At 72.5% G+C, this 22,569-nt stretch carries 23 protein-coding genes; 9 read left to right on the top strand and 14 right to left on the bottom strand.

The annotated features are described in order from the left end of the window. Nucleotides 1-45: 45 nt before the first annotated feature. Both ACZ37P_RS06260 and ACZ37P_RS06255 read left to right on the top strand, forming a co-directional pair. A complete protein-coding gene (locus ACZ37P_RS06260) occupies nucleotides 46-1,140 on the top strand; it encodes a DUF1152 domain-containing protein (RefSeq protein WP_467345118.1) in 1,095 nt (364 codons plus the stop codon). Between the two features lie 48 nt (nucleotides 1,141-1,188). Next, nucleotides 1,189-1,713 carry an NUDIX domain-containing protein gene (locus ACZ37P_RS06255; protein ID WP_467345116.1) on the top strand — a complete coding sequence of 175 codons (525 nt, stop codon included), beginning with the start codon at nucleotides 1,189-1,191 and terminating at the stop codon, nucleotides 1,711-1,713. Nucleotides 1,714-1,949: 236 nt separating this feature from the next. On the opposite strand, the gene ACZ37P_RS06250 is transcribed toward ACZ37P_RS06255, so the two are convergent. The 3 genes from ACZ37P_RS06250 to ACZ37P_RS06240 are packed head-to-tail and all read right to left on the bottom strand — an operon-like array spanning nucleotide 1,950 to nucleotide 3,670. After that, nucleotides 1,950-2,456, bottom strand: coding sequence for an NUDIX hydrolase (locus tag ACZ37P_RS06250; protein WP_467345114.1), 507 nt, complete (start codon nucleotides 2,454-2,456; stop codon nucleotides 1,950-1,952). A gap of 53 nt (nucleotides 2,457-2,509) precedes the next feature. Next, nucleotides 2,510-3,274, bottom strand: a complete 765-nt coding sequence (locus ACZ37P_RS06245) for a class I SAM-dependent methyltransferase (protein ID WP_467345112.1) — start codon at nucleotides 3,272-3,274, stop codon at nucleotides 2,510-2,512. 12 nt (nucleotides 3,275-3,286) lie between these two features. Then, nucleotides 3,287-3,670, bottom strand: coding sequence for a winged helix-turn-helix transcriptional regulator (locus ACZ37P_RS06240; protein WP_355336221.1), 384 nt, complete (start codon nucleotides 3,668-3,670; stop codon nucleotides 3,287-3,289). 206 nt (nucleotides 3,671-3,876) lie between these two features. On the opposite strand from ACZ37P_RS06240, the gene ACZ37P_RS06235 reads away from it, so the two are divergent. Both ACZ37P_RS06235 and ACZ37P_RS06230 read left to right on the top strand, forming a co-directional pair. Next, the gene (locus ACZ37P_RS06235) at nucleotides 3,877-4,239 is read left to right on the top strand and encodes a DoxX family protein (protein ID WP_467345236.1); all 363 of its coding nucleotides are present in this window, start codon (nucleotides 3,877-3,879) and stop codon (nucleotides 4,237-4,239) included. Nucleotides 4,240-4,480: 241 nt separating this feature from the next. Continuing rightward, a complete protein-coding gene (locus ACZ37P_RS06230) occupies nucleotides 4,481-5,701 on the top strand; it encodes an ATP-grasp domain-containing protein (RefSeq protein ID WP_467345110.1) in 1,221 nt (406 codons plus the stop codon). Nucleotides 5,702-5,820: 119 nt separating this feature from the next. On the opposite strand, the gene ACZ37P_RS06225 is transcribed toward ACZ37P_RS06230, so the two are convergent. From ACZ37P_RS06225 to ACZ37P_RS06175, 11 genes are all read right to left on the bottom strand, one after another. Next, nucleotides 5,821-6,723, bottom strand: a complete 903-nt coding sequence (locus ACZ37P_RS06225; protein ID WP_355336225.1) for a YhjD/YihY/BrkB family envelope integrity protein — start codon at nucleotides 6,721-6,723, stop codon at nucleotides 5,821-5,823. 144 nt (nucleotides 6,724-6,867) lie between these two features. Further along, a complete protein-coding gene (locus ACZ37P_RS06220) occupies nucleotides 6,868-7,770 on the bottom strand; it encodes a glycoside hydrolase family 25 protein (RefSeq protein WP_467345108.1) in 903 nt (300 codons plus the stop codon). 208 nt (nucleotides 7,771-7,978) lie between these two features. Then, complete coding sequence (locus ACZ37P_RS06215; protein WP_467345106.1) at nucleotides 7,979-8,851, bottom strand: NUDIX hydrolase; 873 nt, start codon at nucleotides 8,849-8,851, stop codon at nucleotides 7,979-7,981. A 66-nt stretch (nucleotides 8,852-8,917) separates the two neighbouring features. Continuing rightward, nucleotides 8,918-11,647 (bottom strand): CHAT domain-containing protein, encoded by a 2,730-nt coding sequence (locus tag ACZ37P_RS06210; RefSeq protein ID WP_467345104.1) that lies wholly within the window; start codon nucleotides 11,645-11,647, stop codon nucleotides 8,918-8,920. A gap of 8 nt (nucleotides 11,648-11,655) precedes the next feature. Further along, complete coding sequence (locus ACZ37P_RS06205; RefSeq protein WP_467345102.1) at nucleotides 11,656-13,278, bottom strand: CATRA conflict system CASPASE/TPR repeat-associated protein; 1,623 nt, start codon at nucleotides 13,276-13,278, stop codon at nucleotides 11,656-11,658. Next, nucleotides 13,278-13,637 carry a CATRA system-associated protein gene (locus ACZ37P_RS06200; protein WP_391159444.1) on the bottom strand — a complete coding sequence of 120 codons (360 nt, stop codon included), beginning with the start codon at nucleotides 13,635-13,637 and terminating at the stop codon, nucleotides 13,278-13,280. Before ACZ37P_RS06200 ends, ACZ37P_RS06205 begins: the two co-directional genes overlap by 1 nt. Before the next feature lie 170 nt (nucleotides 13,638-13,807). Continuing rightward, complete coding sequence (kdpC, locus tag ACZ37P_RS06195) at nucleotides 13,808-14,437, bottom strand: potassium-transporting ATPase subunit KdpC (protein ID WP_355336237.1); 630 nt, start codon at nucleotides 14,435-14,437, stop codon at nucleotides 13,808-13,810. 51 nt (nucleotides 14,438-14,488) lie between these two features. Next, nucleotides 14,489-16,657, bottom strand: coding sequence for a potassium-transporting ATPase subunit KdpB (gene kdpB, locus ACZ37P_RS06190; protein WP_467345099.1), 2,169 nt, complete (start codon nucleotides 16,655-16,657; stop codon nucleotides 14,489-14,491). Beyond that, nucleotides 16,657-18,321: a potassium-transporting ATPase subunit KdpA gene (gene kdpA, locus ACZ37P_RS06185; protein WP_355336241.1), complete on the bottom strand. Its 1,665-nt coding sequence runs from the start codon at nucleotides 18,319-18,321 to the stop codon at nucleotides 16,657-16,659. Before kdpA ends, kdpB begins: the two co-directional genes overlap by 1 nt. Then, a complete protein-coding gene (kdpF, locus tag ACZ37P_RS06180; RefSeq protein WP_188283652.1) occupies nucleotides 18,321-18,410 on the bottom strand; it encodes a K(+)-transporting ATPase subunit F in 90 nt (29 codons plus the stop codon). The genes kdpA and kdpF overlap by 1 nt, the downstream gene beginning before the upstream one ends. Further along, nucleotides 18,407-18,541 carry a hypothetical protein gene (locus ACZ37P_RS06175; RefSeq protein WP_355336243.1) on the bottom strand — a complete coding sequence of 45 codons (135 nt, stop codon included), beginning with the start codon at nucleotides 18,539-18,541 and terminating at the stop codon, nucleotides 18,407-18,409. The genes kdpF and ACZ37P_RS06175 overlap by 4 nt, the downstream gene beginning before the upstream one ends. A gap of 372 nt (nucleotides 18,542-18,913) precedes the next feature. On the opposite strand from ACZ37P_RS06175, the gene ACZ37P_RS06170 reads away from it, so the two are divergent. From ACZ37P_RS06170 to ACZ37P_RS06150, 5 genes are all read left to right on the top strand, one after another. Beyond that, on the top strand, nucleotides 18,914-19,687 hold the full coding sequence (locus tag ACZ37P_RS06170) for a hypothetical protein (protein WP_467345098.1): 774 nt from the start codon (nucleotides 18,914-18,916) through the stop codon (nucleotides 19,685-19,687). A 41-nt stretch (nucleotides 19,688-19,728) separates the two neighbouring features. Then, nucleotides 19,729-19,929, top strand: coding sequence for a hypothetical protein (locus ACZ37P_RS06165; RefSeq protein WP_355336247.1), 201 nt, complete (start codon nucleotides 19,729-19,731; stop codon nucleotides 19,927-19,929). A gap of 113 nt (nucleotides 19,930-20,042) precedes the next feature. Continuing rightward, entirely contained in the window at nucleotides 20,043-20,447 is a 405-nt protein-coding gene (locus ACZ37P_RS06160; protein WP_391042774.1) for a nitroreductase/quinone reductase family protein, read from the top strand. 231 nt (nucleotides 20,448-20,678) lie between these two features. After that, on the top strand, nucleotides 20,679-20,990 hold the full coding sequence (locus ACZ37P_RS06155) for a hypothetical protein (RefSeq protein ID WP_355336251.1): 312 nt from the start codon (nucleotides 20,679-20,681) through the stop codon (nucleotides 20,988-20,990). 143 nt (nucleotides 20,991-21,133) lie between these two features. Continuing rightward, entirely contained in the window at nucleotides 21,134-22,414 is a 1,281-nt protein-coding gene (locus ACZ37P_RS06150; protein WP_467345095.1) for a tetratricopeptide repeat protein, read from the top strand. Nucleotides 22,415-22,569: the final 155 nt, after the last annotated feature.

Below are 22,569 nucleotides of genomic sequence, written 5' to 3'. Positions count from 1 at the left end.
CACTATAGGTGAGTGGCCAACCTCCGAGGCTCGTACGCTGGCCGCATGACGCGCTTGATCGTGGCAGCCGGCGGCGGGGGCGACGCGGTCGCCGCCGCGGTGGTGAACGCCGCCCTCTATGGAGGTGACGAGCCTGCCGTGATCCTCACGTACGCGTGGGACCGTCTGATCGTCGATCCCGTGCCGGGGCCCCGCGGGGCGGCGGATTTCAGGGGCCTTCGGCGGCTTACGCACAGCGTCCGGGCGGTTCCCGCCGACGCCAGGCCCGTCGCGCCCGCCGGTTCCACGCTGCCGCGGCTCGCGGCGGAGCTGACCTACACGTTCGCTCTCTTGGACCCGCATCACGGCGTCGAGGGCATGACACGTCAACTGGACGAGCTGATCGCGGAGTTCTCACCGTCGACCGTCGATCTCCTGGACGTCGGGGGCGACATCCTCGCGCGCGGTGACGAGACCGGGTTGAAGAGTCCGCTCGGGGACGCGCTCTCTCTCGCAGCCTGCGCTCGGGCCGACGTGCCGATCCGCCTGTTGGTGGCCGGACCCGGTCTCGACGGCGAGATCCCGGCCGATGTCCTGCGCGATCGCCTGGGCTCTCGCGTTCATACGCTTACGGCCGAGCAGGTCGAGCCCGTCAGCGCCGTCCTGGAGTGGCATCCCTCCGAGGCCACCGCGATGCTGGCCGCCACAGCCCGAGGCATTCGCGGCCTCTGCGAAATCCGGGACTCCGGACTCCCCGTCCCGCTCACCGACGAGGGACCGGCCGTCTACGAGGCCGACTTGAGGAAGGCGGCCGAGCGCAACGCACTGGCTCGCGCGGTCCGCACCACGACGAGCCTGGCTGAAGCCGAGCGGCACAGCCGCGAGGTCTGCGGCTTCTCGGAGATCGACTACGAGCGCGCCAAGGCCCAACGGCTCTCCGACCGGACGTCCGTGGCGTTCGACGATGCCGCCGTCCTGGCCCGCGTCGCCCACATCGCGGCAGCGGCCCGGACCCAGGGCATCACTCATACGACCTTCCGCCGCCTCACCGAAGCCCTCGGACTGCCCGGCACCCAACGCCGCGACCTGCGCGCGCTCCTGATCTCCACCCGCCCGGCGAACTACACGCCACCCCTGTGGCACTTCGGAGGGCAGGGGTAAGCAACAGTCGCCGACCTCACTCGCGCACCCTGCGGAGGGACCGCCCCCATGAAGCCGAGCCCCGCCGACCCCGAAGCCTGGAACGCCTATCTCGCCGAGGGCAATGCCACGCAGGCCCGTAAACGGGTCTCCGCCGACGTTCTCCTGCGCGATGAGGAAGGCCGGGTCCTGCTCGTGAAGCCCACCTACAAGCCGGGTTGGGACCTCCCGGGCGGGATGGCCGAGGCGAACGAAGCCCCTGACGACGCGGCCCGCCGTGAGCTGAGGGAGGAACTGGGCCTCGACGTCACGCTCCACGGCCTTCTCGTCGTCGACTGGGTTCCCCCGCACGGCCCTTGGGACGATCACCTCGCCTTCATCTTCGACGGCGGCACGCTCGGCCGCGAGGAAGCGGCTTTCCTGCGGCCACATGACGACGAACTCGCCGAAGCTCGACTGGTCGCACCGGATCAGGCGGCAGGCATGCTCCGGCGCCGCCTGCGCGAGCGATTCCTGGCGGCTCTCGCACCCCGCGCCGACTCTGCGTCGTGCTTTCTGCGCGGAGACGCGGCCGCAGGTGAAGAAGACGAATGATCACGCTGACCTCAGCCTTCGCGGGCCACTCCGGCGGGCCACACGACGCCGATCACTCGGCCGTCCTCGGTGAGGGGCGGGGCTCGGGGCCTCGCGCCTCGGGGATTAGGGGTGGAAGAGGGAGAAGGGGATGGGGGCCGCGGTGGAGGGTGTGGGGGATGTCGCCCCAGGGACGGGGGCGGGGGGCAGGGGGCGTTGGCGGGAATTGGGGGGAAACCGTCGTCGTACGGGAGGCGTCACATGCCAGGCGTTCCGCCGCCCACGGCGCGGTAGCGGATGAACGCCTCGCGTCCGTCGGGCACGAACTCCGGGCCCTCGGCGAGGGATTCGAGCTCGGAAGCGGTCAGCCAGGTGTGCCAGGGGACTTCGTACGGGTCGGGCCGGATCGCCGTGGTGACGACGGTCTCGTGGAGGCCGAGCCAGTAGGGGCTGATGGCCCCGGCACAGCGGAACTTGAGGACGAAGCGGGGCGCGGCCCGCACGCCCAGCTCCTCCAACAGCTCGCGGGCCGCGGCCTGTTCGTACGACTCGCCGACGTCGGCGGCGCCGCCGAGGAGCCAGTTGTACTGGCCGGGGAACCGCGAGGAGTCCCGCGGGCGGCGGTGCACGAGGAAGCGCCCGGCCGGGTCGCGGCACACGATGGTGGCGACGCGGTGCAGCCAGCCCTCACGGATCGCCTCCGCCCGGTCGACGACGGCCAGGACGCGGTCCTGCTCGTCGACCCGGTCCACCAGTTCACTCATGCGACGTCACGCCTACGCGGTCACGCATGCGACGTCCCCCACCCGGCCCGCGCTCACCGGAGCGTGAAGACGGCCACGTCGTAACGCTCGTCGACCGGGGCCGGCGCGTCGTACGGCTCGCGGTCCGCCGCCGCGGCCAGTCGTTCGAGGCCGGACGCGAACTGAGTCGGCGTCAAGTGGGCGAATTTCGACTGGGGTTGGGTCGTCATACGGGCGTGGTAGTCGCGCAGGCTGCGGGTCACGGGCTGGACGAAGGAGCGGATCTCGCGCAAGTCGAAGCCAGCGGCGGTGAATTCGGCCGTGACGTCGTCCTCGGCGGGGAAGCGGAGGGCGTCGGTGGCGCGCAGGGGAGGCCAGTAGTCGTAGACGACGGCGTCCAGGCGCTCCTTGAACGTGGTGCGGACGACGACCGAGCCGCCGGGGCGCAGGACGCGGGCGAGTTCGCGGGCGGCGGCGGTGCGGTCGGGGAAGTGGTGGATCACCCGGGAGAGCAGGGCGAGGTCGAAGGCGTCGTCGGCGGCGGGCAGCGCTTCGGCGGTGCCGTGCGCGTACCGCACCGACGGGTGCGGGTGGTGCCGCCGGGCCTCGGACAGCATGGCCTCGGAGGCGTCCACACCCAGGACGCTCGCGCCGTCGATCCACCGGGCCATCGCCGCCGCGAACATCCCGGTCCCCGAACCGACTTCGAGCACGTCGGGCGCCGGGCGGTCGACGTAGGAGCCGATCAGGCCGACCCACGCGCGCAGGGCATCGTCGGGCATCTCGTTGCCCGACTCGTAGGAGCGGGCGAGCCGTTCGTCGTCGTAAGCACGCTTCATGCGGAACCGTCCTCAGGGTTGGCGGGCAGCGGCGTCGTACGTGGCCTGGCTCTGTTCGATCGCCGGATTGTTGTCGACCGCCCACTCGGCCAGGGCCACGGCGGGGGCGATGAGCGTGCGGCCCCGCGGGGTCAGCTCGTACTCGACGCGGGGCGGGACCTCGGCGTAGACGGTGCGGGAGACCAGCCCGTCGCGTTCGAGGTGGCGCAGGGTGCGGGTGAGCATGCGCTGGGAGATGCCGGGGACGCGCTGCTGGAGCTCGGTGAAGCGCAGGCGCTCGCCGTCGAGGGTGGCGACGACCAGCAGCGTCCACTTGTCGCCGACACGGTCGAGGATGCCCCGGATCGCACGGCCGCCGTCGCCGCGGATGAGGCAGGAGTGGCGGTACTTCGACATCGGCGCCCCCCGTCGCGTGGTCACACAGCACAAGCCCACAGCGCAAGCCCACAGCACAAGCCCGGAGCACACAGACCGTCGTACAACAGCCGGCACCGCGGCCGGTCCGTGTGCGTAAGGCACACCCATGTGCCTTTTGTAAGCGCCTCCATAGTCACCGATCATGTGCTTACTTACAAGTCGTAACCATGACGGAGGACGCACCCATGGAGACCGCCTACTGGATCCTGGCCGGGCTGCTCGCGGTCTTCTACCTCTACGCGGGCGGCAAGAAGACCGCGCAGAGCAAGGAGCGGCTCGCGCCCATGATGGGCTGGGTCGACACCGTCCCGATGCCCGCGGTCCGCGCCGTCGGCGCCGTCGAGATCCTGGGCGCCGCAGGGCTGCTGCTCCCGCCGCTCACCGGCGTCGCCCCCGTCCTCGCGCTGGTCGCCGCGCTCGGCTTCCTCGTCCTCCAGGTGCTGGCCACCGCCGTCCACCTCTCCCGCGGCGAGGCCAGGGTCACCGGCCTCAACATCGCCCTCATCGCCCTCGCGGCCGTCACCGCCTGGCTCGCCACGGCCTGGTGAGCGACGGCGCGCCGCCGTCCCGGCCGGTGATGTTGGCGAGTTGAAGCGGGTGGGAAATGTGGGCGTCACAGTCCGGGGTTAAGGTGCGCTCACACATGATCGGGGAAAGGCGCGCGGCCTCGGGGTTCCAGGGCCGTCGGCGGCTCGCGCCCGCATGGTCGGACGGCGGGCTCTGGGGGGTTCGCACGGAGGGCGAAGGAGTATCGCGATAGCACTTCGGATATGGCTCAGCAGCGCGGGGGTGGCCACGACCCAGGTGATGGGGATGCTGCGCGACAACCCGGACGCGGTGGACGTACGGATCTACGGGACCAATGTGCTGCGGGACGCGCCGGCGCTCGCGGCGTGCGATGTGGGGGAGTCGGAGCCGCGGTACGTCGGCGACGACGAATACGCCGCCTTCGCGGTCGAATTCTGCCGGCGGCACGCGATCGACGTGCTCATCCCGCCCAGACGGCTGGCGGCGCTCGCCGGGCGGGCGGAGGAATTCGCGGCGGTCGGCACGCGCCTGATGTGTTCACCGCCCGAGGCGGTCGACGTGCTGACGAGCAAGGGCCGTACGTACGAGGCCGCGCGGGCGGCCGGGGTGCCGGTGCCGCCGTGGCGCGTGGTGTCGGACGCCGAGGGGTTCCGGGCGGCGGTCGGGGAGTTGGGGGAGACCGGGGAACGGATTTGCGTCAAACCCGCCGGTGAGTTCTCGGCGTTCGGCTTCCGCATCCTGGAGGACCGGCCGCTGCGGCTCAAGGACCTGCTGGCCGCGCCCGTACCGCTGGCGTCGGTGGCCTCGGTGGCGGGCGCGCTGAAGCGGGCGGCGGACGAGGGCGAGGCCGTACCGGAATTCCTGGTGATGCCGTATCTGGACGGGCCCGAGGTCAGCGTGGACTGCCTGTCGGCTCCGGGCGGCGCCATGCTCACCGGCATCGCCCGCTCCAAGCAGGGGCGTTACCGGCTGCTGTTGGACGATCCCGCGCTGGTCGCCATCGCGCGGCGGCTGGTCGGGCACTTCCGGCTCGCGTATCTGTCCAACGTCCAACTCCGGTACCGCATGGGCCGGCCGGTGCTTCTTGAGGCCAACCCCCGTGCCTCGGCGGGCATTTTCCAGACCGCCTTCACCGGGGTGAACCTGCCGTGGTCGGCGGTACGGCTGCTGCTGCGCGGTGACGCGGGCGCGCTTCCGGCGCCACGGCTCGGCGGGCGGATCGCGATCACGGAGAGCGCGACGGAGATGGCGGCGGCCATCCAACTCCCGGAGCCCGCACCGCCTCTGGAGCCCGCGGCGCTTTTGGAACCGGCGGCGCTTTTGGAACCGGCGGCGCTTTTGGAACCCGCGGCGCCGCTCCCCGAGCCCGTACGCGTCCTCACCGGCATCGACGGCGCCCGCAGCGCCGCCCTGCGCACCGCCGCACGGGACGCCGTCCCGCCGGCACCGCTCCTCGGAGAGACGGCCACAGCGGCGAGCTGAGCCCCCTCCAGGGGCCCGCGCGAGGCCCCGCGCAAAAGGCCCCGCCCAAGACCCCGTGCGAGGGGTCCCGTCCAAGCTCCCCCCAAGGCCCCCCGGGCCCCCCGGCCCCCGACCCCGCCTCAGTCGATCGTCCCGCCCGACCCGTCCGACCGCCACAGCACACCGGGCGCCGTCTCCTTCGGCTCCTCGTACCACCCTTCCGGCCGCTGCGGCCGGGGAATCTCGCCGCCCTGCCGCAGCATCCGCCCGTCCCGCACATGCCGTCCGAGCAGCGCGCCGCCGAAGACGACGAAGCCGACGCCGACCAGCCAGGTGACGACGGTGAGCACGGTCCCGACGGGGCCGTACGTGACGGCGTTGGAGACGATCATCGGGGCGAAGAAGAGGTGCGAGAAGAGCCGGAGGCCCGCGAGGCCGAGCATGGTGAACACGGCGCCGGGCAGGGCGGTGCGGACGTCCACGCCGCCGCCGAGCAGGAAGCGCTGGCCCCAGGCGAAGAAGACGACACCGAGGACGAAGGTGAGGACGATGCGTACGCCGCCGCGCAGCAGCCCGCTGCCCATGAGCGCGGCGCTCTGCGACTCGCAGAACAGATAGGCGGTGAGCACCGCGAGCCACACCGCGCGCCGCACGTCGCGGTGCCAGGGCCCGGACGGCAGGTCCCAGATTTTGCGGTAGCCGGTCTCGACGCTCGCCACGAAGGTGAGGCCGAAGTAGGCGAGCGAGGCCAGGCTCCACGCGCTGGTGGCGCTCAGGATGTTGCGCGGCGCCGCGAACAGGCTGCGGACGCTGTGCGAACCGTCCGCGTTCAGGCCCATGCCGTCGACGACCCACTGGGCGAAGCCGGGCCGGTTCTCCCACGGCGTCGCGGCGGCGACCACGACCAGCAGCGGCATCAGCGTGACGAAGCCGAGCGCGGCGAAGCCCATCGAACGGTGCATCAACTCTATGTGGGTGGCCTGCTTCCACAGCCGTCCCGGCGCGGACCGCTTCCAGGCAGCCGTCAGTCCAGCCATGGCCATGGTGTCACCTTCCCCCGCAGCATCACCGCTTGTGGATACCTGGCGGAGGACCCCGCGCGCAACTCGGGCCCCACAAAGCGCCGTTACAGGACACCGAATCGGGACAAGTGGCAGCGGCGGGCAGGGGGCGGGGGCCGCCGGGGGCTACTCCGGGGCCGCGTCCGCCGCCACCGCGTCGTCGATGGCCTGGTGCACCTTCGACACCAGGGTGTCCGTGTCCAGCGCCGGATTCGCGGTGGCCAGCGCCTGCGCGAGGGTGTTGACGGTGGCGGTGAGCGCGGTCAGGCGCGTGATCAGCGTCTTCACGTCGGCGTTGGTGCCGCGCAGATAGCTGTACGCGTCGTGCGGGTCGGCCTTGCCGTTGATCTGGCCCTTGTAGGCCCACAGGTCCTTGGGATCGGGCATGTCGTCCTCCGGGGTGCCGCTCGCCCACGCGCGCAGGGCGGCGGGGGAGAGATAGGCGAGATTACGGTCGGTGGGAGTGCTTGTGAACTGCCAGAACAGCGGGCGCAGTCCGGACGGCGACGGCTGCGCGCGCTTCTCCGCGTCGGCGTACGACATGGCCCCGGCCGGATACGCCGGGTACCAGAGGAAGGCCGAATTGGCGGGCAGGTGCTTGGCCGCGATGTCGTCGGCGGAGGTGTAGACGCCGACGCGCTGTCCGGGGAACGCCTTCTGTACGGCGGTGATCCAGGTCTGCGCGTAGGCGCGGATCTGGGCGGCGGTCCGGCCCGAGTAGTTGGCGCCGTCCGAACGGCGCTCCAGGTCCAGGACGTGCAGGAAGCCTTTTCTGGCATGGGACTTCACGGCGGCGACGTAATTGGCCGCCTCCGTGGCCGCGTTCTGGTTCGGCCAGCCGAAGTGGTAGGCGCCCGGCACGAGTCCGGCGCCGATGATGCCCGCGATGTGCGTGGCGAAAGCGCTGTCCTTGGTGTGCTCGCCCTCGCTCGCTTTGGCGAAGGCGAAGGTGATGCCGCTCCGGGCCAGGGACTTCCAGTCCTGATTGCCCTGGTACGACGAGACGTCGAGACCGCGAGACGTCGGCATGAGCCCTCCGGGTGGTCGTGGCGGGGCAGGCGTACAGTCCACCGTCACTCGCGGTGTCCGCGCAAGCGGAACGGGAAATGCCGCTCCACCGGCAGGCGTACGCGCAAGGGCTCGCGCCGGGCGCACTCCGCCGGTGACATCGCTCACCGCCTGTCACACCGGATGCCTCAGGTCACGCCCTGCCTCATGCGTCACGGGTACGTACGCCTCAGCCGCCCGGCCGCTCCAACAGCCCGCGCGCCGTGGCGAGTCCGTACGCCGACAGCGTGTAACCGTCCGAGATCGCGCCGTCCACCAGCATGGTGTGGAACGCCTCGGGGGTCAGCGCCAGCCTCCGGGCGATGCCCTCCTCCAGCGCGCCCTCGTCCGGCTCCTCGCTGAAGTCGTCCGCGTCGACGCGCGCGAGGTACAACTGGTCGGCGATCGAGCTGAGTCCGGAGTCGGAGACGAAGGCGCCGAGGTGCACGACCTCGCGCACCTCGCAGCCCAGCTCCTCGCGGGCCTCGCGCCGCGCGGTCGCCTCGCCGCCCTCGCCCGCGTCCCCGAAGCCGCGCGGGATCTCCCAGTGCCAGGCGCGGGTGGCGTGCCGGAAGTGGCGCAGCAGGACGATCCGCCCGTCGCTGAGCACCGGCAGCGCGGCGGCCCCGCCGATCGCGGTGTCGCCCACCGCGCGGATGTACGTACCGAGCCGCCCGCTCCTGAACCGGACCGCGTCGCGCACCAGCCGCAGATACGGGTCCCGGTAGACCACGCCGATGTCCCCGACGTCCTCCGACAGGCCGCAGGCGACCGCCGACTCGGCCGTCCGCCGGGTCACTTCGTCCTGGTCCGCGCTGTCGAGCAGGATCTCGACGGCCGCGCCGGGCGGATTCTCGAACAACTCGGGCCGCAGGGCGCGCAGTTCGTCGTACGCCGCCAGCCGGGCGCGGCGCCGCTCACGGACCCGGTCGGCCTCAGGGCCCCGGTCGGCCTCCCGGCCCCGGTCGGCCTCCCGGGCGGCGTCGGCCCTGTCGGCGGCGGAGGCGGACCCCTCCGCGCCGCTGGAACCGCTCTCCGACGTCTCGTCCTCGGCGATGCCCATCCCCGTCTCCTGCCCCGTCGTCGGTGATCGGCGGCCTCCCGGCCGTCGCCTGGCCCGATCATAGATTCACAAGTACAGCGCCAGCGGCAGGCGTTCGACGCGCGCGGCGAGCCCGTCGTACGTCTCGATGTCCTGCCGGTAGTGCCGGTGCAGGGCCTCGACCACGTCGAAGACGCCGGTGCCGGCCGGACCGGGGCCCAGCACGCGGCGGCTCTCGCGCAGCAGGGCGCGCACGGTGGCGACCATCGTGGTGTCGAGGACCTTCCACAGCGGGACGCCGATCGCGCCCGCGCCGCTGACCATCAGCGACCGCATGAAGCCCAGGACGTCGCCGCCGTCCGAGCGCATGCCCTGGCCCGCGAGGCACGCGCCGAGCACGGTCAGCTTGTTGCGCGGCAGGCTCAGGTGCAGGGCGAGGTCGAACTGCGTGAGGACGTCCTCCTGGCCGAGGTTGAGCAGCGGCCCCGCGCCCTCGGCGGTGTCCACGTACGTGCCGTGCCCGGCGTAGACGAAGAACTCGGGCTTGCACTCCACGAGCGCCGCCACCCCCGACCAGTCGGCCGGGTGCCGCTGCGCGGCGCCGGGGGCCGTCGTGGGGTCGGGGAAGCCGCCGAAGACGTCACCGGCCAGCACGATGTGGTCCGGCGGCCAGCCGGTGCCGACGATCTCGCGGCCCGTCGCGTGCGCGTCGGTCACCAGCAGCGCCGCCAGGTCGTCGTCCCGCTCCGCCAACTGCCGCTTGAGCAGGTGCCGTCCACGGGTCACGAAGGCCGCGACGCTCACCGAGTGCGACAGCGGTACGCGCGCCGCCAGCGGCCGGGCGTCGCCGCGCTCGGTCGCGACATGCAGCGGCATCGCGAAGAGGTCGTCGGTCGGGACGATCGTGAGATGCGTCAACGGGCCGCCGCGCGTGGCGTGTTCCCAGACCGGCGCGATCAGCAGGTCCCAGATCCGGTGGCAGGTCTCGGCACCGGGCGCGCCCGCCTCCAGGTCGGCGGTCACCTCCCGCGCCAGCGCGGTCACGTCGTCGTACGGGACGGCGGGCAGCAGCGTCAGCAGGCCGTCGCGGCACACCATGACCCCGAGCCGGTCCGCGACGGCGGCACCCGCGCCGCCGTCGCGGCGCACCCCGTCCGGCGCCACGTAGCTGAAGTACCGCACCACACAGGACCCTTGGTGGTTGAGGGTGTACTGCACGAGCTGGTGGGCGATGTCCTCGTCGTGCGTGACCGAGGTGAGCGGGTGCTGGAGGAACCACTCCTCGTACTCCTGCTCGCGCCGCACGATCAGGGTCCGCAGCCGCTCCGCCTCCTCGTCCGCCAGGGTGCCGGGAGCGGCGCGCCGCCCCGTGCCAGGCGGCGGCTCCGCACCGGACTCGGCTACCTCGGCCCCCGCCTGACGGTCCGTCGGCGGCGCGAGCAGCGGCGGCCGTGAGGAGCCGAGCAGGTCGAGCAGTTCACGCCCCGAGGACTCCTCGACCAGCGACAGGATCTGCTCCAGATTCTCCCGCGACCCGTCGCCCGTCTCGACCCGCGCCGCGATGGCCTGGAGGTACGCGGGCCGCATGTGCCGCGCGTAGGCCCGCTTGTAGACCGGCAGCGCGACCGCGCCGCGTACGGTCCTGGCCATCGTCAGACGGCGGTCCAGGACGTCGGCGGGACGGCTGTCCTCGGGGAGCTGCCCGGCCACCCGCGCGTAGCCGCGCACCGTGTACGCGTAGAAGTCGACGTCCATCCCGGTCTGCCGGCCGATACCGCTGTCGTCCTGCTCCAACTCGTCCAGCAGCGCCGCCAGTTCGGCCAGCCCCTCGGGGCCGCCCCTCCTGATCGCGAGATTCTGCCGGGCGATCCGGGCACCGCGCGCCCAGGGCTGGTCGAGCAGGTCCTCGTAGTACGCGACGGCGTTCGCGGGGTCGCACTGCGCGCTCAGATTCGCCGACTGGGCGACCCGGTAGGAGTCGCCGAGGGCCCGACTGACGACCAGCGACTCGCCGATGACCTCCAGCGCCCGGCCCGCGTCGCCGTCCTGCCGTACCGCCGTCGCCAGATTGTGCAGGGCGTTCGCGTAGCCGCGCAGGAACTCCCGGTGCCGGGGCGGCGCGTCGGGCGAGGTGGGCAGCGCGATCCCGAACTCCGCCAGACCGGCGCGGACATCGGCGCACAGCGCCTCCAGCTCCGGTACGAGACCGTGCGCGTCGGTGCCTCCCGGGCGGTCGCGCGCGGTCTGGCTGCGCTCCTCGAAGGCGGCGCGCGCCTGATTGCTCCGCAGGTCGGGCAGCACCCACCACAGCCCGGCCGTCACGGCCGTGCGCACGGCCGTGCCGAAGGCGATCCTGGCCGGGGTGAAGTCGCCCAGCCGGTACCGGATACGGCCGACGCCGTCGTACCAGCGGGCCACCGCGTAGGAGGCGAACTCGTCGGGCGCCTGCGCCAGGCGCGCCAGGAGCCCCTCGGCGTCGGCCCTGGACGCGTCGATGAGCTGGAGGCCGGTCAGCGGCTCGTACGCCATGTCCGCCCGGACGATCTCGCACCAGTACGCGCCGACGCGCCGCGCGGTCGTCCGCGTGCCGCCGCCGGGGGCCGGGCTGTGCGCGTCCGCGAGCCGCAGCATGCCGACGGCGTCGGACTGGCGCATGGGGATGTCGAAGTCGACGTCGAAGCGGGTGATCAGGTCCTCGACGTCCAGCGTCTCGACGAAGGCGCGGATGGCGGAGGAGGCGGATCGGCCGCCGGGGGCGGGGGCGGGGCGGGACGCCGGGCCTAAGGCGCCTTCTGGGGAGGGTGACGCGGATGTCATGGGAAACCTCAGTGCCGTCGGGTGAGCCAGCGGGATGCGCCGTACGCGATCAGCCCCGACACCACGGCGCAGGGCAGTGTCACGGCGACGGGGAGCGGTCCGAGATCGAGGTGGCGGCGGACCAGGACGGTCACCAGCCAGCACAGGGACGCGCCGACCAGCCCTGCCGCCCAACTGACCAGCCACGCGTAGGAGGTGGTCGCCCTGACCCCCGCCCAGCGCAGCACGGTCAGCGGCAGCGCCAGGGCGAGCGCGGTGAGCACGGCGATGGTGGGGGACTGGAGGAAGCGGGAGAGCGGTACGTGGTACGAGAACGACTGGACGGCGGCGAGCGCGGTGGCCGCCGCGCCCAGCACCGAGCCCTGGATGAGCGTCAGCTTCCCGCGCCGGTCGTCGAAGGCGCGGTCCACGATGGTGGTCGCCAACGCCCGTGCCGCCTCGGCGCGTTCGCGCGTCGTCTCCAGATACACCTGGTCGCTCTCGGCCTGCGCGATCAGCGCCTCGGCCGCCGCGAGGTCGGCCTCGGGCCAGGACGCGCCCGGGCCCCGGCGGTGGACGACGGGCGCGTGGATGCGCATGTTGGCGGCGGCGATGGCGACCGTACGGCTCAACTGCCGCAGCCCGGTGATCGTCCACGTCATGCCCTGCGCGCCGAGCTGTGTCCCGTCCAGCAGCGCCGCCGCGCGCAGCACCCGGCCGAGCGCGATCGGCTGCCCGGAGGCCGCGGGCTCCAACTCCCGGAGCAGCTCGCGCGTATGACGCTCGCTCACTTCCACCCGTACGTGCACCGGCTCGTCGGCCGCGTACTGCCGTGCCTCGTACCGCAGTTTCGAGGCGTGCAGCAGATAGCGGGTCAGCGGCCGCAGTCCGCTCTCGCCGTCCACGGCCCAGGCCCAGGCGTCCAACTCGGCCTCCAGCGCGGCCGGGGCGAGCACGTAGAGGTGGGAGACGGCGTTGTGCGCCGGGTCCTCGTCGGGCCGCCACACGTCGAAGCCGTGGTCGGTACGGTCGAAGCCGCGCCACCAGGCGCCGTCGCGGCCCGAGCCCGAGGCCGTGCTGCCCGAACCCGTACCGCCGGAGCCCGTACCGCTGACCGACCCCGTACCGCTGACGGAACCCGGTCCCGGCACCGGCGGGCCGTACCGGCGTATCTCCTCGCACACCGTGTGGTCGTTCACGCCGACAGTGCGCCGGCGCAATGCCTCGAAGACGCGGAATTCGCCGAGGATTCCGTCCGGCGGGGGCCCGCCGCCCGGCCGTCCGGTGCTCGCGACCGCCGTGTTCCATTCGGTCAGCAGGTCATTCCACTGTTCGAGGCCGGAATGGGTGTCATTCGGGGCGAGCAGCGCGATCAGGCCAACGGTGTCGTGTTCCGCGAAGACGAAGGCGGAGTGAACGGAGGTCGCGCCCCCGCGTTCGGCCGCCGCGAGGATTTCCAGGTCCTTCGTATGGCCGGGAATGGCCGGTAAGCGGGCCGCGTGAAACGGAAGTCCGGTAATCGGCGATGTCATGCCGAGCGCTCGGCACGCCTGCCAGAGATCGTTGAGATAGGCGTGTGCGGATTCGTCGTCGGCGGAGGCGGTGGGGGCGAAGCAGGCGACGAGCAGGGCCGGTTTGACGATGCCGCGCATCAGGCGGCGGGGCCGGTCGACGAGGGGCCGCCGCCCGTCGAAGGCCCGGCCGCCGGGCCCCGGTCCTCGCTGCTCAGGTCCAACGTGAGCCGCCGCACCAGGATGTTGCGCTGCTCGCGCTGCCGCTGCGGGATGAAGGACTTCACCGGGCCGGGACGCGCCAGCGCGCGCCGCGACTCCTCCAGCCTCTGGAGCGCGCCGAGCGCGTCGCGCACGCCCTCCTCGCTCCCGTCCGCCAGCGCCGTACTCAACGCGTCCAGCGCGGCCCCCACCGCACCCCATTCCTCCGAGGTCAGCAGCCAGTCCTCAATGGCCTCGACCCGCCCGAGAACGCTCCGCACACTGAGCCGGTCCGTCATGGCCCTCCCCCCTGCCCCGAGAATGCGAAAGCCCCCCGGCACGCGCATCCGTTTCGGCGGAAGCGTATACCGGAGGGCTGACGGCGCACCCGGGAAATACCCGGAAGGATCTCTCCGCGGATCTCGGTACGGATCTCGGTACGGATCTCCGTACGCCGATCGCCACGGGTTCAGTGCCGCGACGCCAACGCGCGATTGAGGTCGAGGACATTGACGTGCTTCTGGCCGAGAAAGCCCAGCTCGCGCCCCGACACATGGTCGGCCACCAGCTCGCGTACCGCGTCCGCGGAGAGCCCGCGGGCCTTGGCGACCCGGTTCACCTGCTCGTACGCGTACGCGGGCGAGATGTCCGGGTCCAGGCCGGAGCCGGAGGCGGTCACCGCGTCGACCGGGACCGAGGCCGGGTCGACACCGTCGAAGGCGGCGACGTCCTTGCGGCGCTGCTCGATCGTCTTGACCAGGCCCGGGTCGTTGGGGCCGAGGTTCGACGCGCCCGAGGCCAGCGGGTCGTAGCCGCCGGCCGACGGGCGCGGCTGGAACCACTTGGGGTCCGGACGGGCCGCCTCGTCGGCGTCGTCGGGGTTCTTCTTCGGCAGGTCGAAGCTCTGCCCGATCTGCCGGGACCCGACGACCTGGCCGTTCTGCGTGACCTCGGAGCCGTTCGCCCTGTCGCTGAAGGCGACTTGGGCGACGCCCGTGACGGCCAGCGGGTAGACGATCCCCGCGATCACGGTCATCAGCAGCAGGACGCGGAGCGCCGAGAGGTGCCTGCGGACCGCGCTGGAGTGGAACGTGAACATCGTGTCGCACCTTCCTTTCGTGAAGAGGTGTCGCTCGCCCGGAGGCGGCGGTCAGCGCAGTCCGGGGATGAACTGGATGATCAGGTCGATGAGTTTGATGCCGATGAACGGCAGGGCGAGGCCGCCGAGTCCGTAGACCCAGATGTTGCGGTTGAGCAGGGCGGCGGCGGACGACGGCCGGTAGCGGACACCGCGCAGCGCGAGCGGGATCAGCGCGACGATGATCAGCGCGTTGAAGATGATCGCGGAGGCGATGGCCGACTGCGGGCTGTGCAGGCCCATGACGTTGAGCTTGTCCAGGCCCGGATAGGCGACGGTGAACATCGCGGGGATGATCGCGAAGTACTTCGCCACGTCGTTGGCGATCGAGAAGGTCGTCAACGCGCCACGGGTGATGAGCAGTTGCTTGCCGATCTCGACGATCTCGATCAGCTTGGTCGGGTTGGAGTCCAGGTCCACCATGTTCCCGGCCTCCTTGGCGGCCGAGGTGCCGGTGTTCATGGCCACGCCGACGTCGGCCTGCGCGAGCGCGGGCGCGTCGTTCGTACCGTCGCCGGTCATCGCGACGAGCTTGCCGCCCGCCTGCTCCCGCTTGATGAGCGCCATCTTGTCCTCGGGGGTGGCCTCGGCGAGGAAGTCGTCCACGCCCGCCTCCTCCGCGATGGCCTTGGCCGTCATCGGGTTGTCGCCGGTGATCATCACCGTGCGGATGCCCATCGTCCGCAGCTCTGCGAAGCGTTCGCGCATCCCGGCCTTGACGACGTCCTTGAGGTGGATCACGCCGAGCACGGTCGCGGTCGTCCCGCCGTCGCGGCGCACGATCTCGCCGACGACCAGCGGTGTGCCGCCGCTCGCCGAGATGCCGTCCACGATCTCGCCGACCTCGGGGCCCGGCTGTCCGCCCGCGTCGCGGATCCACCGGATGACGGCGGAGGCCGCGCCCTTGCGCAGCGACCGCTGGCCGCCGTCCTCGACGAGGTCGACGCCGCTCATCCGGGTCTGCGCCGTGAACGGCACGAACTCCGCGTGCGGCAGCTCCCCTTCGGCCCGCGCGCGCAGCGCGTACCGCTCCTTGGCGAGCACCACGACGGACCGTCCCTCGGGCGTCTCGTCCGACAGCGACGAGAGCTGCGCCGCGTCGGCCAGCCGGCCGATGTCGGCGCCGCCCAGCGGCAGGAACTCGGCGGCCTGCCGGTTGCCGAGGGTGATGGTGCCGGTCTTGTCCAGCAGCAGGGTGTTGACGTCGCCCGCCGCCTCGACGGCCCTGCCCGACATGGCCAGCACATTGCGCTGCACCAGCCGGTCCATGCCCGCGATGCCGATCGCCGACAGCAGCGCCCCGATGGTGGTCGGGATGAGCGCCACGACCAGCGCGACGAGGATCACGATGGACTGCTCGGCGCCCGCGTAGATCGCCATCGGCTGGAGCGTGACGACGGCCAGCAGGAACACGACGGTCAGTGAGGCCAGCAGGATGTTCAGCGCGATCTCGTTCGGCGTCTTCTGCCGTGACGCGCCCTCGACCAGGGCGATCATCCGGTCGATGAACGTCTCGCCCGGCTTGGAGGTGATCTTGACGACGATACGGTCGGACAGCACGCGGGTGCCGCCCGTCACCGCCGACCGGTCACCGCCCGACTCCCGGATGACGGGAGCCGATTCACCGGTGATCGCGGACTCGTCCACCGACGCGATGCCCTCGACGACGTCACCGTCGCCGGGGATGATCTGCCCGGCCTCGACCACCACGTGGTCGCCGAGCCGGAGTTCGGCGGCGGGCACCGGCTCCTCGGCGACCGCCCCCGCAGACCCCGCGGCGGAAGTGCCATGCCCGTGACTCCAGTTGGCCAGCCGACGCGCCACGGTCTCGGTCTTCGTACGCCGCAGCGTCTCCGCCTGCGCCTTGCCGCGGCCCTCGGCGACGGCCTCCGCCAGATTGGCGAAGACGGCGGTCAGCCAGAGCCACGCGGTGATCACCCAGGCGAAGATGCTCGGGTCCTTGATCGCGGAGAGCGTGGTCAGCACCGCGCCCGCCTCGACCACGAACATGACCGGGTTCCTGGCCATGACGCGCGGGTCGAGCTTGCGGCACGCGTCGGGCAGCGAGATCAGCAACTGCTTGGGATCGAGCAGCCCGCCGGAGATCCGGTGCGACGGCTGCGCCGCCGCGGCGCCGTGGCCCCCCGAGGGGGACGGCGGCCTGTCAGTGGTGACGGACATCAGTGCAGACCTTCCGCGAGCGGGCCCAGCGAGAGTGCGGGGAAGTAGGTGAGGCCGACGACCACGATGATCACGGCCGTGAGCAGGCCGACGAACTGCGGCCGATGGGTGGGCAGCGTGCCCGCGGTGACGGGCACCGGCTGCTGTCCGGCGAGCGAACCGGCCAGCGCCAGCACGAAGATCATCGGCAGGAAGCGGCCGAAGAGCATCGCCAGACCGAGCGCGGTGTTGTACCACTCGGTGTTGACGCTGAGGCCCGCGAACGCCGAGCCGTTGTTGTTGGCGGCCGAGGTGAAGGCGTACAGCACCTCGGAGAAGCCGTGCGGACCGGAGTTGAGCATCGCGGCGCGCTCGCCGGGCAGCGCCATCGCCGTACCGGTGCCGATCAGGACGACCGCGGGCGTGGCCAGGATGTACAGCGACGCGAATTTCATCTCGCGCGCGCCGAGCTTCTTGCCCAGGTACTCCGGTGTGCGGCCGACCATCAGCCCGGCCACGAACACCGCGATGACCGCGAGGATCAGGATGCCGTAGAGACCGGAGCCGGTACCGCCGGGCGCGATCTCGCCGAGCATCATGTTGAAGATCGTCATGCCGCCGCCGCCCGGCGAGAACGAGTCGTGGAAGGAGTTGACGGCGCCGGTCGAGGTCAGCGTGGTCGAGGCCGCGAAGAGCGTCGACGCCCAGATCCCGAACCGCTGTTCCTTGCCCTCCATCATCCCGCCCGCCGCGTGACCGGCCGAACTGCTCACGCTGTGCAGCTCGTTGACGGTGATGAGCGCCACCGACGCGGCCCAGATCAGACCCATCACGGCGAGGATCGCGTACCCCTGGCGGTGGTCGCCGACCATCTTGCCGAAGGTGCGCGGCAGCGAGAAGGAGATCACCAACAGCAGGTAGATCTCCAGGATGTTGGAGATCCCGTTGGGGTTCTCGAAGGGGTGGGCGGAGTTGGCGTTGTAGAACCCGCCGCCGTTGGTGCCCAGTTCCTTGATGACCTCCTGCGAGGCCACGGGACCGCCGGTGATCGACTGCTTGTCGCCGATCAGCGTGGTGATCTCGTGGACGCCGTGCAGATTCTGCACCGCGCCCGCCGCGACCAGCACGATCGCGAAGACGAACGCCATCGGCACCAGCAGCCGTACGACGATCCGCGTCAGGTCCACCCAGAAGTTGCCGACCCGGTCAGTCCTGCGGCGCGTGAAGCCGCGGATGAGGGCGGCGACCACGGCGATGCCGACGGCGGCCGACACGAAGTTCTGCACCGCCAGACCCGTCATCTGGACCAGGTGACCCATCGTCACCTCGCCCGAGTACGACTGCCAGTTGGTGTTCGTCACGAACGAGGCGGCCGTGTTGAACGCCTGGTCGGCCTTGACCGGCGCGAAGCCCAGCGACAGCAACAGGTGGTTCTGAAGCCGCTGGAAGGCGTAGAGGAAGAGCACGGACACCACGGAGAACGCCAGCACGCCCCGCAGATACGCCGACCACTTCTGGTCCGCGTCGCCGTCGACGCCGCCGAGCCGGTAGATGCCGCGCTCGACGCGCAGGTGCTTGGCGGTGGTGAGGATGCGGGCGATGTAGTCGCCCAGCGGGCGGTAGGACAGCGCCAGTGCCGCGATCAGGACGGTGATCTGGAGCCAGCCCGCGAGAGTGTCGTTCACTAGAACTTCTCCGGGAAGATCAGGGCCAGCACGAGGTAGACGAGCAGGCAGGCAGCCACGACGAGGCCGACGACGTTCTCGGCGCTCACAGCTTCTCGACCCCCTTGACCACCAGGGCGAGCACGGCGAACACCGCGACCGTCACGAGGACGAAGACAACATCGGACATGGGCGAGAACCCCGGATCGTGTGGAGAGGTGAACGGAAGGACATCGCTCATGAGACGGCCTGACCGGGCCCCGTCCGGCGCTGTTAACGCTTCCCTGGCGCGGCGGACGGCCACGTTGACACCGTCTTGACGGCGCAGGCCGTGTCCTGCCGGGCTCTGCCGGGGTGTACGGCCGCGCCGCAGGTCAGCGGCGCGGCGCGCGAACGATTACGGCAGCCGGGTGAGCGGCGGCGGGCCGGCGTCGGGGTCGCGGGGTCGCGGTCGTGTGGGCGCGGCGGGCCGGCGTCGGGGTCTTGGGGTCGCGTCGGGGCCGCGGGGGGCGCGGCGGCGCGGCGTCAGGGTCGCGTCAAGACCGCGGGCGGGGGCGTCAGGGCCACGTCAGCGGTCGGTACGGGGCCGCCGGACGCTCGTAGCGTCGGAGACATGGGATACGGCGAGGCGGTCGAGACGGCGCGGTCGGGGGCTTCCCCGGTGTCGGCCGGGCACGGGTACGGGCCCGCGGCCGGGTACGGGCCCGGTTCGGCGTACGGACGCCCGCGCCCGCGCGGCGCCGCGCACGTATCAGCGCACGTATCCGCGTACGGGCGGCTGCCCGGTCAGGTGCGCGTCCATCGGCCCGCGACGGCGTACGACCACGGGTGGCGTGCCGGATTCCGGGTCGCCCTCGGGGTGGCGGGCGGCCTGCTCGCCGCGCTGACCGCGGCGGACTGGGCGCTGGGCACCCTCGACCCCGTACGGGCCGCGTTCTGGACCGCGCTGGCCGCCGCCGTCTTCGGGGCGCTGTGTCCGCCCCTGGTCACGGCGGGTGACGGCTGGCTCCGGGTGCGGGGCGTGCTGCGCGGCCACCGCGTCCGTACCGACCGCCTGGTCCGTATCCACCTCTTCCCCGGCCGCACCCCCCGGCTCGTCCTCATCGACGCCGAGGGCGGGCGCGCCGCCTTCGACCCGCGCGTGCTCGCGGCCAACCCCGGCCTGTGGCGCCTGCTGGAGGCGGGCGGGCGGCGGTCGTACGGCAGGGGGCTGCTGGTCGCGGGGCTGGCGGTGCTGGACGGACTGGCGGCCGAGGCCGCAGGGGGCGCGGGGCGGGAGCCGGGACCGGAATCGGGCGCGGAATCGGGTCTGGAATCGGGTCCGGAATCGGGGCGGGAGCCGGGTCCGGGGTCGGGCGGCGGGCCGGGCCGGTCGGGTCGCGGCTGATCCGGGGTGCGGACCCGGGGCAGGCGGGGCAGGCTGGTGTCATGGACACTCCGCCGATCACCGTGCACCCGCCGGGCCCCGGCGGCGGGCGGCGGGTCACCATCCGCGGCACCGACGTGGGCCGCGCCCACCGCATAGCCGACCTCGTCGAATTCCTCCGCCGCGCCGGTCTGGACGACATAGAGGTCGAGGAGACCGACCTGATCCAGTGGGTCGGCGGCGACGCGGACACCTGGTCGTAGCCGATGCGAGGCCGTCGGCCGTACGGCCCACGGCGCACGTGTCGGTGCGGGTAGGTTCGGACCCGGCGTAACGCCCAACGGGGGCGTCGGCGACATCCTGGAGGACCGGGCCGGTGTCAGAGCGAGTCGAGCGCAATCAGTTAATCATTGACCAATTCCGCGCCAACGGAGGCCAGTTGGGCGGCGGAGGTCTCCCTCTGCTGCTGCTCACCACCACCGGCGCCCGTACCGGCCGCCGCCTCACCTCGCCGATGGCCTACGCCACGGACGGCCCGGACCTCGTCGTCTTCGCCGCCAACGGGGGCCGTCCCACTCACCCCAACTGGTTCTACAACCTCCGCGCCGACCCCGCCGCCCACGTCGAGGTCGGCACCGAGTCCTTCGACGTCACGGCCACCATCACCGAGGGCGCGGAGCGCGACCGGCTCTGGGCGCAGCAGTTGCGCGCGGCGCCGTTCTTCGCGGACTTCCAGCAGCGTGCGGGGCGGACGATTCCGGTCATCACGTTGAGCCGCTGAGTCGCTAGGACGCTGAGCCGCTGAGCCGTTGGCCCGCTGAGCCGTTGGCCCGCTGGATTTCGGGCCCGCGCCGCCGAGGCCCGACGTGCGTCCTTCGGGGTGTTCCGTGATCGCCGCCGCTGCGTGTCAGTTCCGGCGGTGGCTCGTTGACCAGGGCGTGGCCCCGCGAATATGCGGCGGGCATGGTCGGTGTCAGCGGCGGGACTCGGTCCCGGACCAAGGAGGAACGTGATGGGCGCAGAGGTGCGGGACATGGTCGGCGGCGTGGGCAAGCTGGGTGCGCGGGCCGCCGTGCTGGGCGCGGTCGCGGGAGCGGCGCTGCTCCCGGCCGGTGTCGCGCACGCGAGCGTCCTCGGGGTCGGCGACGCGGTGTTCGGCAACGCCTGCGTCAACCAGGACCACGGCGTACGGTCGGCGGGCGCGACGGTCGCGGGCAGCGGGGTGGGCGGCGGCAACCAGACCGGTCTGCCGCTCAGCCTGCCGCGCAACCACTGCGGCGGCAGCGGGATCGTCTGCACCGCCGTCTTCATGTCGTCCGTCTGACCCGGGCGGGAGCGGCGGAGCGGCGAGCGGCGGCCGGTCGGATGACGGCAACGGCGGGCACAACGGTGGTTACGGTGGCGGGCGTTGGTACGGGCGTTGGTACGGGCGTGGGTACGTGCGCTGCGCCGGGTGTCGGTACGGGTGTGGCCGCGAGTGCCGCGCCCGGCGACCGGGCGGTGGCCGAACTGCTCGCCCTCAGCGGGCAGGCGCTGCCGTCGCTCCGCCGGTGGGCGGCCTCGGAACCGGACTGCGGCCTGGCCCGTGCGCTGCTCACCCTGGCGACCGGCGACGGTCTCGGCGACGCGGAGCTGAAGGCGGAGTTGGCCGTCGCGTATCGCGACGCGCAGGCGGCCGGCGAGCGCGAGGCGAGCGTTGTGTACGGCGTGTTCCTCTTCACGCACCGGCAGTACGCGCTCACCGCGGACCACTTGGTGGCGCACTTCGCCCGGTGGCCGGCCGACGAGGTCGCCGGGCTCATGCTCGGCGCCTTCGCCGCGGACGCGGACCCGGCCGGTCGCGCGCGGGGCGAAGCCCTCGTCGAGGAACAGGCCGCCGTCGCGGGCCCCGGCAACTGGCCCTGGACGAGCTGGCTGGCCGCCGCCCGCGCCGAGCAGGGGCGGGTACGCGACGCCCACCGGCTCGCGGTACGCGCCCTGGAACTCTGCCCGCGCTCGGGCGTCGCCGCCCACGCCCTCGCCCACGCCGAGCACGAGTTGGGCACCGGGCGGGCGGGCACGGAATTCCTCGACGCCTGGCTCGCGGCGGACCCGCGCGCGGTGCAGTCGCGCCATCTCACCTGGCACGCCGCGCTCCACTCCATCGCCTGCGGCGACTTCGCCGACGCCCGTCGCCGCGCGGACGCGGCCCTGTCCAGGTCCGACGTCGGCATGCGGGCCGCGACCAACTGGCGCCTGCTGCTGGCCGGACAGGAACCGGCCGGGCGCAACGAACCCGCGCACGTACGGGAGTTGCTGGCCGGACCGGGCGGCATGGCGGAGGTCTTCCACACCTTCAACCTCGCCCTCGCCCTGGCCGTGGAGGCCGCGACCGACGACCTGCACGCCCTGGCCCGCCGTGCCGCCGCAGACCCGCGCACGGAGTTCCGCGACGTACTGGCCCCGGTGGTACGGGCGTTGGCGGAGATCACCGCGGGCCGCCCCCGGGCGGCGGCCGACCTCCTCACCGACCTGGGCGAGGCGGCGGACCGGATCGGCGGGGTGCGCGTGGAGCGCGAGATCATCCACGACACCCTCGCCCGCGCCCTCGCGGACGCCGGAGAACCCGCCCGCGCCGCCGCCCTGCTCCACGACCGCGTCACGGCCCGCCGCCACCACGTATACGAAGACCTTCTCCTTACGCCGGGCGGCCCGGTCGTCTCCGCTGACCCGGCGGCCGACCGCCGACCGCCACCTACTCCGGCGTGACCGCCACACCGCCGACCGCCACCTACTCCGGCGTGACCGCCACACCGCCGACCGCGGACCCCCGCGCCGTCCGTGGCCGTCCCGTCCGCCCCGGCGGCCGACCGCCCCTCGCCCCGCGCGTCCCCGTGCCCCGCACGCCTGGCCGTGTCCCGGCG

This window comes from Streptomyces sp. NPDC024632, assembly GCF_055559175.1.
The sequence above is the reverse complement of the archived record's forward strand: the minus strand, read 5'-3'. Positions and strand labels throughout refer to the sequence as shown.

Bases quoted from the DNA above. Each gene is read 5' to 3' on its own strand.
- ACZ37P_RS06260 (WP_467345118.1), top strand. From the start codon at position 46: ATGACGCGCTTGATCGTGGCAGCCGGCGGCGGGGGCGACGCGGTCGCC.
- ACZ37P_RS06255 (WP_467345116.1), top strand. From the start codon at position 1,189: ATGAAGCCGAGCCCCGCCGACCCCGAAGCCTGGAACGCCTATCTCGCC.
- ACZ37P_RS06250 (WP_467345114.1), bottom strand. From the start codon at position 2,456: ATGAGTGAACTGGTGGACCGGGTCGACGAGCAGGACCGCGTCCTGGCC.
- ACZ37P_RS06245 (WP_467345112.1), bottom strand. From the start codon at position 3,274: ATGAAGCGTGCTTACGACGACGAACGGCTCGCCCGCTCCTACGAGTCG.
- ACZ37P_RS06240 (WP_355336221.1), bottom strand. From the start codon at position 3,670: ATGTCGAAGTACCGCCACTCCTGCCTCATCCGCGGCGACGGCGGCCGT.
- ACZ37P_RS06235 (WP_467345236.1), top strand. From the start codon at position 3,877: ATGGAGACCGCCTACTGGATCCTGGCCGGGCTGCTCGCGGTCTTCTAC.
- ACZ37P_RS06225 (WP_355336225.1), bottom strand. From the start codon at position 6,723: ATGGCCATGGCTGGACTGACGGCTGCCTGGAAGCGGTCCGCGCCGGGA.
- ACZ37P_RS06220 (WP_467345108.1), bottom strand. From the start codon at position 7,770: ATGCCGACGTCTCGCGGTCTCGACGTCTCGTCGTACCAGGGCAATCAG.
- ACZ37P_RS06215 (WP_467345106.1), bottom strand. From the start codon at position 8,851: ATGGGCATCGCCGAGGACGAGACGTCGGAGAGCGGTTCCAGCGGCGCG.
- ACZ37P_RS06210 (WP_467345104.1), bottom strand. From the start codon at position 11,647: ATGACATCCGCGTCACCCTCCCCAGAAGGCGCCTTAGGCCCGGCGTCC.
- ACZ37P_RS06205 (WP_467345102.1), bottom strand. From the start codon at position 13,278: ATGCGCGGCATCGTCAAACCGGCCCTGCTCGTCGCCTGCTTCGCCCCC.
- ACZ37P_RS06200 (WP_391159444.1), bottom strand. From the start codon at position 13,637: ATGACGGACCGGCTCAGTGTGCGGAGCGTTCTCGGGCGGGTCGAGGCC.
- kdpC (WP_355336237.1), bottom strand. From the start codon at position 14,437: ATGTTCACGTTCCACTCCAGCGCGGTCCGCAGGCACCTCTCGGCGCTC.
- kdpB (WP_467345099.1), bottom strand. From the start codon at position 16,657: ATGTCCGTCACCACTGACAGGCCGCCGTCCCCCTCGGGGGGCCACGGC.
- ACZ37P_RS06175 (WP_355336243.1), bottom strand. From the start codon at position 18,541: ATGAGCGATGTCCTTCCGTTCACCTCTCCACACGATCCGGGGTTCTCG.
- ACZ37P_RS06170 (WP_467345098.1), top strand. From the start codon at position 18,914: ATGGGATACGGCGAGGCGGTCGAGACGGCGCGGTCGGGGGCTTCCCCG.
- ACZ37P_RS06165 (WP_355336247.1), top strand. From the start codon at position 19,729: ATGGACACTCCGCCGATCACCGTGCACCCGCCGGGCCCCGGCGGCGGG.
- ACZ37P_RS06155 (WP_355336251.1), top strand. From the start codon at position 20,679: ATGGGCGCAGAGGTGCGGGACATGGTCGGCGGCGTGGGCAAGCTGGGT.